Origin of the sequence: Sulfitobacter sp. (genome assembly GCF_036961165.1) — a bacterium.
Classification (GTDB): domain Bacteria; phylum Pseudomonadota; class Alphaproteobacteria; order Rhodobacterales; family Rhodobacteraceae; genus Sulfitobacter.
Map to the genome: position 1 here is coordinate 1 of NZ_JBALVJ010000076.1, position 14,887 is coordinate 14,887.

Below are 14,887 nucleotides of genomic sequence, written 5' to 3' on the forward strand. Positions count from 1 at the left end.
TCGCTTCAAGCTTCGAGCGATAGACCGCAAGGACATCTGTGCCCGCAGACCTCTGGATACCTCTTCCCGATCGATCAAGGTAAGCGCGAGGCGAGACCGAACGCGATCTGGTGGACGGATGCCGCCCGTGCGCGCAAGGAGCGGGTAAATTGACGATGACCCCCGATCAAACACCCGACCAATCGAGCTCATCGACTCTCCGCGCTGCCATCTGTCCCAAATCTCCGACTTCTGCTTGTCCGTGAAAAATACGCGGCGACGATACTTCATTTTGATCACTCCATCTTTGGCTAAAGATTAAAGTGTTGCGTCGACCCGTTGAAATCGCCCCGCATAGCGGACATTTCTGACACTGGCGCGGACTAGTCGCCTTGCGCCTGAGCACGGCTTTTGCCCGACACGGCCAGCGCCAATGTCGCGCCCATCAAACCATCAAGATCACCGTCCAGCACGCCTTTGGTGTCGGATGTCTCGTAATTGGTGCGCAGGTCTTTGACCATCTGGTAGGGCTGCAGAACGTAAGAGCGGATCTGGTTGCCCCAGCCTGCGTCACCTGCGTTCTCGTGCACTTCGTTGACCAGCGCAGAACGCTTGTCCAGCTCCATTTGGTACAGGCGGGACTTGAGCGCCTTCATCGCGATGTCGCGGTTCTGGTGCTGTGATTTCTCGGAACTGGTCACGACGATGCCGGTGGGATGGTGGGTAATCCGCACGGCAGAATCGGTGGTGTTCACGTGCTGGCCCCCAGCACCAGATGAGCGATACGTATCGATGCGGATATCGGACGGGTTCACTTCGATCTCGATGTTGTCATCCACAACGGGATAAACTTTGACCGAGGTAAAAGACGTGTGCCGCTTGGCTGCGCTATCGAACGGAGAGATGCGCACCAGACGGTGCACGCCGGATTCGGATTTCAGCCAGCCATAGGCGTTGTGGCCGCTGATCTTATAGGCGGCGGATTTGATGCCAGCCTCTTCGCCGGCGCTCTCTGATTGCAGCTCGACGGTGTAGCCCTTCTTTTCGGCCCAGCGGACATACATCCGCGCCAGCATTGACGCCCAGTCACACGATTCAGTTCCGCCCGCGCCTGAGTTGATCTCAAGAAAGGTATCATTGGCATCCGCCTCCCCGTCCAGCAGTGCCTCAAGCTCTTTTTGCGCGGAGGTTTTGGCGAGTTTGCTCAGGGCTGTTTCGGCTTCGCCCACCACTTCGGCGTCATCTTCCATCTCACCAAGCTCGATCAGGTCAATGTTGTCCTGCAGCTCTGTCTTGATGTCTTCATAGGTCGCGATCGCATCCACCAGCGCCTGACGGTCGCGCATCAGCTTTTGTGCAGCTTCCGGATCATCCCACAAAGTTGGATCTTCGACCCGCGCGTTGAATTCCTCAAGCCGGTAAGGGGCCGTCTCCACGTTGAGCCGCTGGGCCAGAAGGTCCAGTGATTTGCGGATTTTATCGACGGTGCTTTGTACTTCTGCGCGCATGATCAGTCCTGAAATAATAAAGCGGCCCCCGCAGATACGAGGGCCGCCCATGTGATAGACCAGCGGTCCAGCCGCTACAAGCGTTTGGCGCGTCCTAGTACAGACCACCAGAGCTGAGCGTGCCGAAACCGGCCTTTGGTCCGACGATGGCTTTCTTGCCGGTCGAGGTAGTGACCTCTTTGGCTGTCTTGCCGCCAATTCCTTCGACCAGAGGCAGATCGGCCCCCATGGCGAAACCACCGTCGAAGGTAATGCCAAAGTTGATGAATTCGCCTTCGCGGAAACACTCGGACACGACATTGTCGCCGCGCGCATCGGAGCTGAGACGAGCGCCTGTGAAACGGTCGATGTTGATGAACTCACAGCCTTCCGGGACGCGGAACTCGCCGCCACCGTATTTCTTGACCGCTTTGGACATAAAGCGCTGGAATACCGGGCCACACATACCGCCACCAGAGGCAGAGCGCCCCATGCTGCGCGGCTGGTCATAACCGATGTAGCAGCCTGCCACGATGTTGGAGGTAAAGCCCACAAACCAAACGTCTTTCGAATCGTTGGTGGTACCGGTCTTACCGGCTGTCGGCACGCTGAGGTTCACGGATTTGCGTGCTGTGCCACGCTCAACAACCCCCGTCATCATCGAGGTTAACTGATATGCCGTGACCGCATCCATCACCCGCTCGCGGTTGGAAATCACCCGAGGCGCCACGCCTGCCGCAAGTGTCAGCAGCTTACAGTCATCACAGACGCGTTTGTCGTGTTTATAGACAGTGCGGCCATACCGGTCCTGCACTCGGTCCACCAGCGTCGGCTCGACCCGCTCACCGCCATTGGCGAACATCGCATAGGCCGCAACCATCTGGTACAGCGTGGTTTCCTGTGATCCCAAAGCGTTAGCCAGCACAGGCGACAGGTTCTCGTACACGCCGAAACGCTCAGCATAGTCGCCAACTACGTTCATACCCACTTCCTGCGCCAGACGAATGGTCATCAGGTTGCGGGATTGTTCGATGCCTGTACGCAGCGGCGTTGGCCCGTAATAGCGGTTGGAGGAGTTCTGCGGACGCCACACACCTTGCGGCGTGTTGATCTCGATCGGGGCGTCAACCACTATGGTGGCCGGCGAATACCCGCTATCCAGAGCGGCAGCAAAAACAAACGGCTTAAAGCTGGAGCCGGGCTGACGCTTGGCCTGAGTGGCGCGGTTAAACACCGATGCCTGATAGCTAAACCCGCCTTGCATGGCGATCACACGGCCTGTGTTAACATCCATCGCGACAAAACCGCCCTGCACTTCGGGCACCTGCCGCAGGGTCCAGTGGATGAAGGAACCGTCATTATCGTTGACCATGCGGCGCACCAACACCACATCGCCCACCGTGACCAGTTCACCGCGTGCGCCTAGTTTACCGTTTGTGTCGCGCTTGCGCGCCCAATTCATGTCCTCTTTCGGAACCCAGTTCCCGCCCTCTTCGTTCTCGATGGATTCGATACCCAGACGCGCACCTTGACCGGCCACTTCAAGCACCACGGCAGGGAACCACTGTGTCTCAAGCATGATGTCACGTGGCACGCGCAGATCGGACAAGGCCGCACGCCATGTCTCGTCATCGACCAAAGCCTCGGATGGCAGGGTCACGCCAGTGCCGCGCCAAACGCCAATGCCACGGTCAAACTGCTCAAGCTGGCGCTGCAAGGCATCCGCCGCGATGGGCTGCATTTCGTTGTCGATGGTCGCGCGAACGGTCAGGCCACCGGTAAAAAACTCGCCCTCGCCGAAGTTCTCAGACAACTGGCGGCGGATTTCATCCGTGAAGTAGTCGCGCGGCGGCAGGTCTTCTTTGAAGCTTTCGAAATCGCCATTCTGGACCGACCGCAGCGGCATATCGCGTTCCTGTAGATAGACAGCTTCGGTGATATAGCCGTTCTCTTTCATCTCGCGCAGAACGAAATTGCGACGTGACAGCAAGCGATCCTTGCGGCGCACAGGGTGAAAGTCTGAAGGCGCTTTGGGCAGGCTGGCCAGCATCGCGGCCTCATGCGGTGCAAGCTCACTCAGGGTTTTGTTGAAATAGGTCTGGGAAGCGGCGGCCACACCATAGGAGTTCTGACCAAGGAAAATCTCGTTGAGATACAGCTCGAGGATTTTCTCTTTGTCCAATGTCTCTTCGAGACGGGCGGCAAGGATGATCTCTTTAATCTTACGCTCGGCACGGCGGTCGCCGGACAGCAGGAAGTTCTTCATCACCTGCTGGGTGATCGTGGAGGCCCCACGAACGTCCTTTCCGCCCGAACGAACCGCATCTACCGCAGCCGCACCAATACCGCGCAGATCATAGCCGTCGTGTTCGTAAAAATTCTTGTCCTCGGCCGAGATAAATGCCTGCTTGATCAGGTCGGGGATCGTGTTTGCGGGCGCAAACAACCGGCGCTCCTGCGCGAATTCGTCGATCAAACGGCCCTGCCCCGAATAAATCCGGCTGATCGTCGGCGGGGTGTAAGACGCAAGGGATTCGTGGCTGGGCAGGTCGCGCCCGTACATCCAAAAAACCGCACCAATCGTCAGCGCCACGATGCCGATCGACATCGTGAGGGTGGTGAAAATGCCACCGAAGAAGGAAAGGATCATCCGAAACACGCGCGACTGCTCCTGTATGGCTGTTTGATTAGCCTCTTCCTATACGCGCAAAGGCCGGGATGGTCAAAAGGCAAGCGCGGGGAATTGGGGCGAAACATCGCCTAATAAATGCAGGCCGAATAAGGCCATACCGTCAGATTATTGACGCACCAAAGCCGCCCGTGCAGCGTCCTGATCACGCCATGCCAAAACCGCCTGAGCCATCCCATGCGCCATGTTTTGACGCCAGACAGGATCGCTGAGATTGGCCAGATCGCGGTCCGAGCTGAGAAAGCCAATTTCGATCAACACAGAGGGGATATCGGCGGATTTGAGAACCGAAAATCCCGCCTCGCGCAGCGGATGGCGGTTCATCGGGCCACCGACCGCCGCCATGCCCTCTGCCAGCGTCATGGCAAGAGCGGCAGACCGCGGTCCGGTTTCCTGACGCGCAAGATCTAGCAACACCTGCGCCACCTGATCATCCGATCCGGTCAGATCGGCCCCCGCGATGATGTCAGACCTGTTATGCCGCGCGGCCAGATGTTCGGTTGCCGCATCGCTCGCCTCATCCGAAAGGGTATAAACCGTTGCCCCCTTGGCGCCGCCCTGACTGAGAATATCGGCATGCAAAGAGATGAACAAATCCCCCTGCGTTTGGTGGGCAATGGCGACACGGGTCTCAAGCGCCACAAACACGTCTGCGTCGCGAGTCAGCACAACTTCGGCACCCGCGCGGCGCAGCGTATCGGCAAGCGTGCGCGCAAAACTCAGCATCAGGTGCTTTTCATTCACCCCGTTCCGCTCCGCTCCGGGGTCGATGCCGCCGTGGCCAGGATCCAGGACAACGGTAAAGCGGTCCGCACCGGGACGCGGCGGAGGTGGCGCGCGCAGAAATGCCGGCGTCCAGTTGGGATCGATGGGCGCGCCGGAGCTTGCGGCGAAAACCTCAGGTTCCACTGTTTTCAAAGTGATTTCTAGCGTTGCGCGGCCACTGCTGGGATCAACCGGCATGCCGATCTGCTGCGGCAGCATCGGTTCTGCCAGATCTGCCACCAGTCGCGACCAGCCGGGCTGGAACGCGCCAAACCGCACAGCACTGATGCGTCCGGTGCCCTCCAGCAGGCTGTCACTGCGCAGACCATCGAAATCAACCTCGCGAAAATCCACTACCAGCCGCGCAGGATCGTCGAGGGTAAAAACCCGAAACGGCACACCTTGGGACAACCGCAGGGTTAGTTCGGTGCGACCCCACCAGCCATCTGCTATGCCGCTGGCGTTCTCATCGACCCGCGCAAACGCGTTCAAACCTTGCGCCATCACCTGAGGAGACAACCACAACGCACAGAAAAGGCTTAGTAAAGTTCGCATCATCACCGCTCCGGTCACCGATTTTTTATGTGGCCCTTTTGCCGGAGCTTATCATTCAAAGCGGGGGGCGGTCCAGCGCTTCAACGGGCCTTCATAAAGGCCGCGAGGCGCACCAACCCTTCGCGGATGTCTTCGCTGCTGCGCGCGTAGGAAAAGCGCAACGTCGTGTGACCACGCAAAGGATCGAAATCCAACCCAGGCGTGACCGCAACGCCCGCGTTCTCAAGTATCTCTGCCGCCAGCGCACGGCTGTCGTTGGTGATCTCGCTCACGTCCGCATAGACGTAAAACGCCCCATCCGGCGGCGCGATCCGGTCAAACCCAGCGCGCGGCAACCCATCCAGCATCAGCGCACGGTTGGCACGGTAGACCTGAATATTCGCCTGTAACTCATCCTCGCAATCCATCGCCGCCAATGCCGCAACCTGAGAGGCATGAGGCGCGCAGATGAACATGTTTTGCGCGATCCGCTCAACCACACGCACCTGATCTTCGGGCACCACCATCCAGCCCACACGCCATCCAGTCATGGAGAAATACTTGGAAAAGCTATTAATCACATAGGTTTCGTCGGTGATCTCCAGCGCGGTCACGGCCTTCTTGTCGTATTCGATACCGTGGTAGATCTCATCCGAGATAAAGGACGCGCCGCTTTCACGGCACGCATCGATCAGCGCGGACATGGCGCTGTGATCCAGCATTGTGCCGGTCGGGTTCGCCGGAGAGGCCACCAGAAGGCCGCGCAGGTCCAGACCGGCAAAGTCTGACGGCACAGGCTGATAGCGGTTTCCCGGCGCTGCGGGCAAATCCACTGGCTGCATGCCAAGCGCACCAAGGATTTGGCGATAGCTTGGATATCCCGGTGCGCCGACGCCCACTCGGTCCCCGCTGTCAAAAAGCGCGGTGAAAGCAAGGATGAAGCCCCCCGAGGAACCGGAGGTAATCACAACGCGGTTGGGATCCAGATCGACGTTATACCATTCGCCATACATGCGTGCGACACGTGCGCGCAGGGCGGGTAGCCCCAAGGCCACTGTATAGCCTAACGGCCCGTCCTCCATTGCGCGGCTCAATGCAGCCGCAGCGCCTTTGGGCGCACCAGTGCCGGGCTGTCCGACCTCCATATGGATAATATGGCGGCCCGCAGCCTCTGCCGCGGCGGCGGCCTGCATAACGTCCATCACAATAAAGGGATCAACCTCGGATCGGCTTGAATTTCGCATATCGGCGCTCCTACACTGGGTGCATGCGCTTTGACCTCAACCGCCTTGTCCCGTCAATAGCAGCGATGCTCTTCGTTGCGCTGTTCGCCTTGCCCGCGCAGGCTGTTGGCCTGCTGCGCGATGCCGATATGGAGCATGCCTTAAAGCAGATCGCGGCCCCTATTCTGCGGTCTGCAGAACTGAACCCCGACAGGGTGAAAATTCTGGTTGTGAACGATAGTACCCTCAACGCTTTTGTGGTCAGCAATGACGCGATCTTCATCCACTACGGGCTCATCAACAAACTCGACACTGCGGCCATGCTGCAAGGCATCATCGCCCATGAGGCCGCCCATATCGCCAATGGCCACATCGCGCGCCGCCTTGGCAATCTGGCCAATTCGCGCACCATCACTGGTTTGGGCCTTGCACTGGCTGCCGCAGCTGCGGCCTCTGGCAACGGGGCCGCTGCATCTGGCATCGCGATCGGCACCTCGACATCCGCCAAGCGGGCGTTTTTGTCCCACACCCGCGCCGAGGAAGCCTCGGCCGACCAATCAGGCATTCGTTATATGAAAGCAGCCGGCGCGTCCCCGCAGGGCCTGCTGGATGCGCTTAATATCTTTGCGGGTCAGGAAAGTTTGGGCGTGGGCCGGCAAGACCCCTACATGCGTTCTCACCCACTGAGCCGAGACCGTGTGCGCGCTGTGGCAGGGTATGTGGCCAGTTACGGCACCCTGCCCGCCAATCCGTCGGCTGATTACTGGTTTGCGCGCCTGCAAGGCAAGATCACCGCATATACGCGCGCGCCAAGCTGGACCCTGCGCAGGCTTGGCTCCGAACGCTATGCGGATGTGCGCGGCCTGCGTGAGGCGATTGCAGAGCACCGGAATTCCCGCACTAAAAAAGCACTCGCCGCTATCGACAGTGCCATCGCCGCGCGGCCCAAAGACCCATTCCTGCGTGACCAAAAAGGCCAAATCCTGCTGGAAACACGCAACTTTGCCGCAGCGGCCAATACCTATGCTAGCGCAGTGCAGCGCGCGCCTAATGATCCGCTGGTTCTGTCAGGCTATGGCCGTGCATTGCTGGCCGCGGGCCAGACCAAGCAAGCCTTAGCCGCGCTTGAAAAATCGCGCCGTCAGGATTACCGCGATGGATCAATGCTCCGCGATCTCGCCACTGCCTATGCCAAGACCGGACAGACCGGTATGGCCGCGCTTGTCACAGCTGAGCGCTACGCGCTGTCTGGACGGCAGAAAGATGCGGGAATACATGCCAAACGCGCCTCTGGCCTGCTGGGTGAGGGCTCCGGCCCTTGGCAGCGGGCGCAAGATGTGTTGATTGCCTCCCAACGTGCAGCAAAACGAAAGTGAACCAAGCTATGAAACGCCTTATCGCCACCACCGCCCTTTTGGGCAGCCTCTCAACAGGCGCATTTGCTGCCGACCTCAAAGAAATGACAGACGCCGAGCGGGCGTTGTTCCGTGCCGAAGTTCGTTCCTATCTGATGGAGAACCCCGAAGTCATCATGCAAGCCGTCGAGGTTTTGCAACAGCGTGAACAGCAGCAACAAGAGCGCGTCGACTTTGATCTGGTCACCGACAACGCTGACGCGATCTTTAACGACGGCTACTCTTATGTTGGCGGCAACCCAGACGGCGATATCGTTCTAGTCGAATTCCTTGATTACCGCTGCGGCTATTGCAAAAAGGCCCACAGCGAAGTGGCCGAACTGCTTGAGACCGATGGCAACATCAAATTGATTGTGAAAGAACTGCCAATTCTGGGCGATGCCTCTGTGCTTGCCTCGCGCTTTGCCGTCGCTGTTAAGCAAGTGGCTGGCGACGAAAGCTACAAGGCTGTCGGTGACGCGCTGATGAGCTTTAAGGGAGATATCACTTTGCCCTCCCTACAACGTCTGGGCAAGACATTCGGGCTTGATATGGAAGCAATCGAAGCGCGGATGAACAGTGATGAAGTCACCGCCGAGATTTCAACGACTCGCGCGCTGGCCAGTGTGCTGGCAATCTCGGGCACGCCAACCTTCGTGATGCAGGACGAAATGCTGCGCGGCTACCTGCCGCTGGAGCAGATGCAAGCGATTGTGGCAGACAAACGCGGCTAATCTACAAACGGGCCGCTGTCGCCACCGCGCTGCAGCGGCCCATCTACAGGCTGTCAGATCACCCCGATAAACCGCTCTGGCAATTGATACTGCGTGTCAAATTCAGGCCGATTGAATTCATAAAAACCGGTATCACCCCGGGCCTTGAACGAGCGCTGCATCCGCTTGCGGATAAAGCCCAGATCAAAGCCATCTTCTAGCTTCAGCTCTGCGAACCCTTCAAAAACCTCGCGGTCCTCGCCGCGTGCGGACCCGAACCAATGGCGGCCGATTGAGGTGCCTTTGATGTCATCGCCCATCTGTTCCGTCACCGAATTACGACGATCCATCGCGCCACTGTATTGCGCAAAATCACAAAACTTGAGGTGAAACAGGTATAGGTCTTCGGGCGTGTGCAGCTTGGGGTATTGTGAGAAATGCCCGCCGCGCGAAATTTTCGCCACTGCGGAAACGATGCAGGGTTTGGAGTAATGCGGCGCAGGGCGCACGTAACGGCGTGGGCCGATAATGTTATCTTCGATCGCGTCAGACTCAAGATCGACACGGTGGATTACTTCCAACCCCAATGGCGTCAGCACACGCTTTTCCGGTGCAGCCTCAAGATACTCCAGCAGGTTCATCCCCTTGTCGGGATCCACCACCACCAGTTCATCCACATCGCCGACCACCACATGGCGGTAGTACTTGCGCAGGCCGCCAACCAGATTGTTCAGCAACCCCCAACGTTTGACATCGAAATTCTTGTGCGGATCACCGGGGATGCCGATGATGTTGCACCCTGCCGCCAATTCGGCCACTTCCGCGCCATAGCCGTGGTTGATGACATAGCAATTCTGACGGCCCAATGTGTCGCCGTAGTGCTTCAGCCACGCCTTTAGAAAAAACGCATCGTCGCGCACCATTGTGACTGCCGCTGCTGTTTGCATGCCTCTTCCTTCTTTTCTTTCCCCGCCGGAGCCTACACACTGCGGGTTGCACCAGCACTAAGCCGCGAGAGACTTAAAATGACAATGGCCGACGCCCCTGATCCGTCCGGATTTAACGACTTTTGTGCGCAAATAGCACCGGATATGGCGCAGACTGGCTGGCATTTTCACAAGGCCACCGACGGCCCCTTCGACCGTTTTCAGGTTCTGGGGGAGCGCGGCTGCGGCACCAATATCATCCGCAAGACGGTACAAGATGCCTTGACGATCAAGCGGACCGAAGCACTGGGCTGGAAACACGCGGTGCCGGCCATGATCGCCCTGCCACCCAGCTTTCTGACCATCTGCGCCGTCCGCGCCCCGCATAAATGGGCACATTCGCTGTATAAGCGCCCGTGGCACGCAACGGAAGAAGTTCAATCACGCGGCTTTGCCGACTTCCTGCGCGCGTCATGGGAATCTTACGTCGACAAGCTGGGGCATTTTGACGGCATCGCCCCGCGCCTGCATCCTCTGGGTCATGAGCTGCAATGGGACCGTCACCCGATCACCGGCGCGCGTTACGAGAACATATTTGCCATGCGCAACCTAAAGCACCGCGCCCTGCTGTCCCTGCCCGCACGCGGCGGCTCTGTTGTCTACGTCTCGCTTGATGCGTTCCACGCGGACCCGCAGACCTTCCTGAATGATCTCTCCGCTCACTTCGGGCTTGGCTTCACCGCACAGGGCTACGCGCCTGTAGAGCGGCGCATGGGCAATCGCTGGACACCGGAGGTGCCAGACCGCGCGCCAGCACCGGATGTTTGGACTGCGGAAGATATTTCGTGGATGAACAGCCAGCTTGATCCGCAGATCGAAGCGACATTGGGTTTTGTCCCCACCGCAACCTAAGGCCCCACCCTAAAACCAAAAAAGGTCTCCCTAGGGAGACCTTTTTCAAAGCAGCGGTGGCGCGGTTGACGGGGCTCGAACCCGCGACCCCCGGCGTGACAGGCCGGTACTCTAACCATCTGAGCTACAACCGCCCGCTGCGTCTCCTTGGCATATGCTGTCAGAGCGTTTGAGCGGAATATTCCAAGGGCCGTTAGGCGTCAAGCACTTATCTTGCCAATAAATGATTTCTTTGTCCGATTTAAGGTATGGCAGAGTCACGCGGGCTATAAATTGACACCCCAGCCAGCTAACGTTTCATCACCAGATCATAACAATGAATCTGTGCAAACGATCACATCCACCGTTCTTTAACTTGGGTCCTGACAAAGCACAGTTGCTGGAAAATGTCCTTTCTGCCCGCCCAATCTCAGCTTTTGGGGCATGGGCATTCGGCTCATCGATGCGCTTCAGAACAAATACCAACAGCCTCGAACCTCAGCCTATCGCTCATACCCCATACGTCGCATCGCCTCGCCATGACGCTCCCAGAAATCATCTCCGACGACGGCTTCCATGTTGGCCGCTCTTAAAGTGGTATTGCCATGACTTGCCAGCTTAGGCCTTAGGCCATGCATCTGTTCTACCGTCGCGGTAAAGTCGCCAGTCCGTGACACCCCGAGGAATGCGCCAATCTGATCGAGGATTTGGTCGTCAGGCTTGCGCAAGTCCTCGAACTGCAACACAAGCTTGGGGCCGTTATAATCTAGCCAACCCAGGACATGTTTGGACCAGTTCCAGTGGCGATGCGCGACAGCTTGTTCCAGCGCCAGCGGCTGACCCGCCAATTTCTCTCGGAACTGGCTGAACGAGTCGTAAGCCGCACGGCCATCGCGCACGATGACCAATGAAGGCCCTTGCGTATCTGCTTTCGCAAATTCATGGGTTTTCTCGACCGCAGGTAGTCCCCGCGCTGCAGCTGATGCGCTGTAAGCCTTCCAATCGCCAAACCGGTCCGAGACGCGCCCAAAATACGATTCCATCTCGGTCGAACGAGCGCCCGCGCCGCCATCCCTAGGAACCCAAGTTGTAAGACCGAAACACTGCCAAAGGATCGTCTGCGTCAGTGCACTGCCCGACCGCGGAAATGAAACCAGTTTGAAATGCATATGTCTTCCCAAATTGCTTAAGGCTGCTAAAGCATACTTGTCCTCTGGGGGACACGTAGGTGTCAATGCTGCCCAACGCGATAGCTCGCAGGTAGACGGTGCGCCCTCTCGCCTGCCCGACCGATTGACCGCAGCGAATCCCGTTCAGTCTTGCAGATCGGATCGTTTCATTATGCATCTCAAACAAGTCGAGCATTCATCAAAAAGATAAGGCACAACCACTGCGGGCAAAAGAACCTCTAATGGACAAAAGCTATCTAGTGATATGGAAAAGTGGCGCGGTTGACGGGGCTCGAACCCGCGACCCCCGGCGTGACAGGCCGGTACTCTAACCAGCTGAGCTACAACCGCGCATAATGGTGGGTCGTGAGAGACTCGAACTCCCGACATCTTCGGTGTAAACGAAGCGCTCTACCAACTGAGCTAACGACCCGTGATCGGGGGTTTAGACAAACAATTCAGTCATGGCAAGCCTCAATCGAGACGTTTTTGCACACTATTGAAAACATGATAAATCACCCCCTGCCCGCCACCCATATTTGCGATAGCTGCCCGGCCTTTTCCCGTAGCAATTGCACGGATCATGCGCGACGTGATCCCATGGGTCACAAGCACTGATGGCACCGTGAGAGAAGCCAGAAACAAGGCGCAGCGCGTCTCTAGCGCGGCAAAACCTTCACCCTGCGGGGCATCTTCGTAGAAGTCTAACGATTCCCCCGCCCGCGCATCTATGAAGCCTTGCGCCTCAAGGTCCGACTTTAGTCTTCCGGCCCAGTCGCCCATGCCGATTTCGTGCAGCCGCGAGTCGGTGTGCACCTCATCGACCTGTCGCGCCAAAGCGATTGCCGCCGTCTCTACGGCGCGGCCTTGCGGACTGCTAAGGATATTAAAGCCTGTCAGATCAATTCCAGCCAGAATCTCCGCCTGCCGAGCGGCCTGCTGCCGCCCCCGCGCATTGAGTGGCGAATTGAACTTTCCCTGAAGCCGCCCTTGGGCGTTCCATTCTGTCTCTCCGTGCCTCAGCACGTAAAGTTCTGGATGAGGTATCACCGTCAAGGCCCTGTAATTAAATATAATATATAGATCATCTAACTTCGCATAGGTCCAGCACACGAACCTCTTTGCGATATTGAAATGGTGATGGTGGGTGATAAGAGATTTGAAATTTGTGTAACCCCAACAAATTCAATGACTTAAGAGATGTTTTGTAGCCGTGTAACTGACCTCTCTTTGGACCAAGTGACGTAGCATCAACTTAAAGTCCAACGGTTGAAATTGCCTCTGTTACGGTAACGATGCCCCGGAAAAATGCAACTATAGCCAAGACCGCCGCCGCGAAAGCCAGATAGTGGCATGCTATCCTTATGTAACCCAGCCATGCCGCTGCTTTGCTATCGACGACATATGGATGCTCCCAAGTGAATTTGACAGAATTTGTGATATCAGCGTCCAACCAGTTTACGATATAAGCTAACAATGCAGCGATGGCTGCACAGCCAACGCCAAAGGCGAATGAGAAGATCGGGATCACTAACTCATCAATCTTGACGGTATTTCCTACGTCAGATGACTCAATCGCACCTACAAAGGCGAGAAGTGCGATCACGGCACCACCATTAATAAGCAATAACGCTCATATGGCGTTATTCGCGGAATCCACAGCCGCACTTCGGCAAAGGTTGCTCATTTGACGGTTCAGATCATGTGCGCGCTTAGCGTGTTCCATCTCTTCTATTCGCGCCATCCGCTGATCCTCTTCCATCTGCCGCGCGACATGAAACGACGCCAAAAGTCTTTCCTGTTCTTTATCGTCCATTTCGCACCCTTTTTCACATAAGAGACCAGCTTAGATGCCGGATGCCCAGTCGGCAAACATAATCCCGCCAGATCACCGGTCTGGCGGGTGTATGGTCGAGGTCGAGGTCAAGGTCGAGGATGATCAGGCGCGTGTCAGCTTGGCGCGGGCCTTCTCATTCATGGCGAGTGTCTGGCGATACCGCTTTGCCGCTTTCATGTCTGCCGATGTGACGGCGATCTGATCTACGGCATCGGGATGGATAGAGGCTGGCCACACACCACCGATCTCGCCTAGCACTTCGGTGATCCGGTCACGTAAGGGCTGCTGGTGCGCAGGGTCGCGGTCGAGCGCTGTCAGCGCGTCGAGCAGGGCGTTGTAGTCGGTGTCAGGCAGGTAGGTGTCAGGTGTGGGCATAGTCAGCACTCCATTGGGGTTCGTCGCACCTCTAGAATCGCTTATCCACGGAATCTTAGCAATACAAAAATTATGGTTAAGTCACTGTATTTAAATAAGTAAATGTTAATTTAAGCTAGGCCTGTGGCGGCTTCTTCGTCTTGGACATTCTTGCTCTGAGCGCAAACCCCATAATCGCACTTTCCGATACTCTTGCTTTAAGGCCAATCTTGTTATTCTTGGCGAGGAGAGCCATCGTGGGTAGCGGTTTACGAACAATTGCGCCGCCGCCCCTACCAAGTTCGCTTAAGCCCATACCGATGACGCCGCTGCCTTTATGGCGTTTGGAAAGAGATGCAAAACTACCTTTGCCTTTACCCATCAATCTTCTCCTAAATAACCTACTCTTCGCGTTGAATATCAAGGTGATTGCTCACGAAAGAAACTTTCAATCTGCACTCTCTGAAGCTGTTAACTATTGCGCGCAAGAATACGATTGACCGTGGTGTCAGACACAGCCGAAACCGATCAAATCTGACGTCTTCGACATTATGGACAGGCATATTCCGGTCGGTCAAATGCGGCTGTTCTAGGTCTTTATCATTGTCGCTATTCTGTTTCTTAGCAATAGGCAAAACGCAGGTAGCCGATAGTTTCGAAATAGGTAGTTTCTGAATTAGGTCAGCCCATGCAACGTGTTGACGGCTTGCTATCGCCTAGCGTTGCATGGGCTGACTCGAGTGCAGGGTGACCCGCCCTATGTGTTATAGTATAACGCATAGGGCTTAGGCGTGCCTCAACTATTTTCGATCTGGTCGCGGATTGTTGTGCCAGCCGTTGCGGAGCGCAGATGTTTGGCTAGCATTTCACTGGCTTGAAGTGGTCCTGCTTTTTAGGACAGTTTTGCGGCTTGGCTAAGATGCATC

The 14,887-nt window shown here is 56.9% G+C and carries 14 protein-coding genes, 3 tRNA genes and 1 pseudogene; 3 read left to right on the forward strand and 15 right to left on the reverse strand.

Going from position 1 to position 14,887, the window contains the following annotated elements; genetic code table 11:
* The 5 genes and pseudogenes from V7730_RS22770 to V7730_RS19240 form a co-directional block, all read right to left on the reverse strand.
* Positions 1 to 270 (reverse strand): annotated as a pseudogene (locus V7730_RS22770) (IS30 family transposase); the annotation flags it as partial.
* A gap of 92 nt (positions 271 to 362) precedes the next feature.
* Entirely contained in the window at positions 363 to 1,487 is a 1,125-nt protein-coding gene (prfB, locus tag V7730_RS19225) for a peptide chain release factor 2 (RefSeq protein WP_335749198.1), read from the reverse strand.
* Positions 1,488 to 1,581: 94 nt separating this feature from the next.
* Positions 1,582 to 4,125: a penicillin-binding protein 1A gene (locus tag V7730_RS19230; protein WP_335749199.1), complete on the reverse strand. Its 2,544-nt coding sequence runs from the start codon at positions 4,123 to 4,125 to the stop codon at positions 1,582 to 1,584.
* Positions 4,126 to 4,263: 138 nt separating this feature from the next.
* Positions 4,264 to 5,475, reverse strand: a complete 1,212-nt coding sequence (locus V7730_RS19235) for an N-acetylmuramoyl-L-alanine amidase (protein WP_443070253.1) — start codon at positions 5,473 to 5,475, stop codon at positions 4,264 to 4,266.
* An 80-nt stretch (positions 5,476 to 5,555) separates the two neighbouring features.
* Positions 5,556 to 6,698: a pyridoxal phosphate-dependent aminotransferase gene (locus V7730_RS19240; RefSeq protein ID WP_335749201.1), complete on the reverse strand. Its 1,143-nt coding sequence runs from the start codon at positions 6,696 to 6,698 to the stop codon at positions 5,556 to 5,558.
* A gap of 23 nt (positions 6,699 to 6,721) precedes the next feature.
* On the opposite strand from V7730_RS19240, the gene V7730_RS19245 reads away from it, so the two are divergent.
* Positions 6,722 to 8,053: a M48 family metalloprotease gene (locus V7730_RS19245; RefSeq protein WP_335749202.1), complete on the forward strand. Its 1,332-nt coding sequence runs from the start codon at positions 6,722 to 6,724 to the stop codon at positions 8,051 to 8,053.
* 8 nt (positions 8,054 to 8,061) lie between these two features.
* On the forward strand, positions 8,062 to 8,805 hold the full coding sequence (locus tag V7730_RS19250) for a DsbA family protein (protein WP_335749203.1): 744 nt from the start codon (positions 8,062 to 8,064) through the stop codon (positions 8,803 to 8,805).
* A 53-nt stretch (positions 8,806 to 8,858) separates the two neighbouring features.
* Here V7730_RS19250 and V7730_RS19255 read toward each other — a convergent pair whose 3' ends face one another.
* On the reverse strand, positions 8,859 to 9,731 hold the full coding sequence (locus tag V7730_RS19255) for a glycosyltransferase family 2 protein (protein WP_335749204.1): 873 nt from the start codon (positions 9,729 to 9,731) through the stop codon (positions 8,859 to 8,861).
* A gap of 78 nt (positions 9,732 to 9,809) precedes the next feature.
* Here V7730_RS19255 and V7730_RS19260 point away from each other — a divergent pair, with 78 nt between their 5' ends.
* Positions 9,810 to 10,622 (forward strand): hypothetical protein, encoded by an 813-nt coding sequence (locus V7730_RS19260; protein WP_335749205.1) that lies wholly within the window; start codon positions 9,810 to 9,812, stop codon positions 10,620 to 10,622.
* 57 nt (positions 10,623 to 10,679) lie between these two features.
* On the opposite strand, the gene V7730_RS19265 is transcribed toward V7730_RS19260, so the two are convergent.
* The 9 genes from V7730_RS19265 to V7730_RS19305 all read right to left on the reverse strand — a co-directional run bounded on the left by V7730_RS19265 (position 10,680) and on the right by V7730_RS19305 (position 14,343).
* Positions 10,680 to 10,756 (reverse strand) — tRNA-Asp (locus V7730_RS19265).
* A 348-nt stretch (positions 10,757 to 11,104) separates the two neighbouring features.
* Positions 11,105 to 11,644: a hypothetical protein gene (locus V7730_RS19270; protein ID WP_335749206.1), complete on the reverse strand. Its 540-nt coding sequence runs from the start codon at positions 11,642 to 11,644 to the stop codon at positions 11,105 to 11,107.
* A 400-nt stretch (positions 11,645 to 12,044) separates the two neighbouring features.
* Positions 12,045 to 12,121: transfer RNA gene (locus V7730_RS19275), tRNA-Asp, on the reverse strand.
* A gap of 6 nt (positions 12,122 to 12,127) precedes the next feature.
* Positions 12,128 to 12,203: transfer RNA gene (locus V7730_RS19280), tRNA-Val, on the reverse strand.
* A gap of 41 nt (positions 12,204 to 12,244) precedes the next feature.
* Positions 12,245 to 12,820, reverse strand: coding sequence for a histidine phosphatase family protein (locus V7730_RS19285; RefSeq protein WP_335749207.1), 576 nt, complete (start codon positions 12,818 to 12,820; stop codon positions 12,245 to 12,247).
* A gap of 205 nt (positions 12,821 to 13,025) precedes the next feature.
* Positions 13,026 to 13,376, reverse strand: coding sequence for a hypothetical protein (locus V7730_RS19290; RefSeq protein ID WP_335749208.1), 351 nt, complete (start codon positions 13,374 to 13,376; stop codon positions 13,026 to 13,028).
* A gap of 27 nt (positions 13,377 to 13,403) precedes the next feature.
* Positions 13,404 to 13,586 (reverse strand): hypothetical protein, encoded by a 183-nt coding sequence (locus V7730_RS19295; RefSeq protein ID WP_335749209.1) that lies wholly within the window; start codon positions 13,584 to 13,586, stop codon positions 13,404 to 13,406.
* 123 nt (positions 13,587 to 13,709) lie between these two features.
* On the reverse strand, positions 13,710 to 13,982 hold the full coding sequence (locus V7730_RS19300; RefSeq protein ID WP_335749210.1) for a hypothetical protein: 273 nt from the start codon (positions 13,980 to 13,982) through the stop codon (positions 13,710 to 13,712).
* 115 nt (positions 13,983 to 14,097) lie between these two features.
* Positions 14,098 to 14,343: a hypothetical protein gene (locus V7730_RS19305; RefSeq protein ID WP_335749211.1), complete on the reverse strand. Its 246-nt coding sequence runs from the start codon at positions 14,341 to 14,343 to the stop codon at positions 14,098 to 14,100.
* Positions 14,344 to 14,887: the final 544 nt, after the last annotated feature.

Bases quoted from the DNA above. Each gene is read 5' to 3' on its own strand.
- prfB (WP_335749198.1), bottom strand. From the start codon at position 1,487: ATGCGCGCAGAAGTACAAAGCACCGTCGATAAAATCCGCAAATCACTG.
- V7730_RS19235 (WP_443070253.1), bottom strand. From the start codon at position 5,475: ATGCGAACTTTACTAAGCCTTTTCTGTGCGTTGTGGTTGTCTCCTCAG.
- V7730_RS19240 (WP_335749201.1), bottom strand. From the start codon at position 6,698: ATGCGAAATTCAAGCCGATCCGAGGTTGATCCCTTTATTGTGATGGAC.
- V7730_RS19245 (WP_335749202.1), top strand. From the start codon at position 6,722: ATGCGCTTTGACCTCAACCGCCTTGTCCCGTCAATAGCAGCGATGCTC.
- V7730_RS19250 (WP_335749203.1), top strand. From the start codon at position 8,062: ATGAAACGCCTTATCGCCACCACCGCCCTTTTGGGCAGCCTCTCAACA.
- V7730_RS19255 (WP_335749204.1), bottom strand. From the start codon at position 9,731: ATGCAAACAGCAGCGGCAGTCACAATGGTGCGCGACGATGCGTTTTTT.
- V7730_RS19260 (WP_335749205.1), top strand. From the start codon at position 9,810: ATGACAATGGCCGACGCCCCTGATCCGTCCGGATTTAACGACTTTTGT.
- V7730_RS19270 (WP_335749206.1), bottom strand. From the start codon at position 11,644: ATGGAATCGTATTTTGGGCGCGTCTCGGACCGGTTTGGCGATTGGAAG.
- V7730_RS19295 (WP_335749209.1), bottom strand. From the start codon at position 13,586: ATGGACGATAAAGAACAGGAAAGACTTTTGGCGTCGTTTCATGTCGCG.
- V7730_RS19300 (WP_335749210.1), bottom strand. From the start codon at position 13,982: ATGCCCACACCTGACACCTACCTGCCTGACACCGACTACAACGCCCTG.
- V7730_RS19305 (WP_335749211.1), bottom strand. From the start codon at position 14,343: ATGGGTAAAGGCAAAGGTAGTTTTGCATCTCTTTCCAAACGCCATAAA.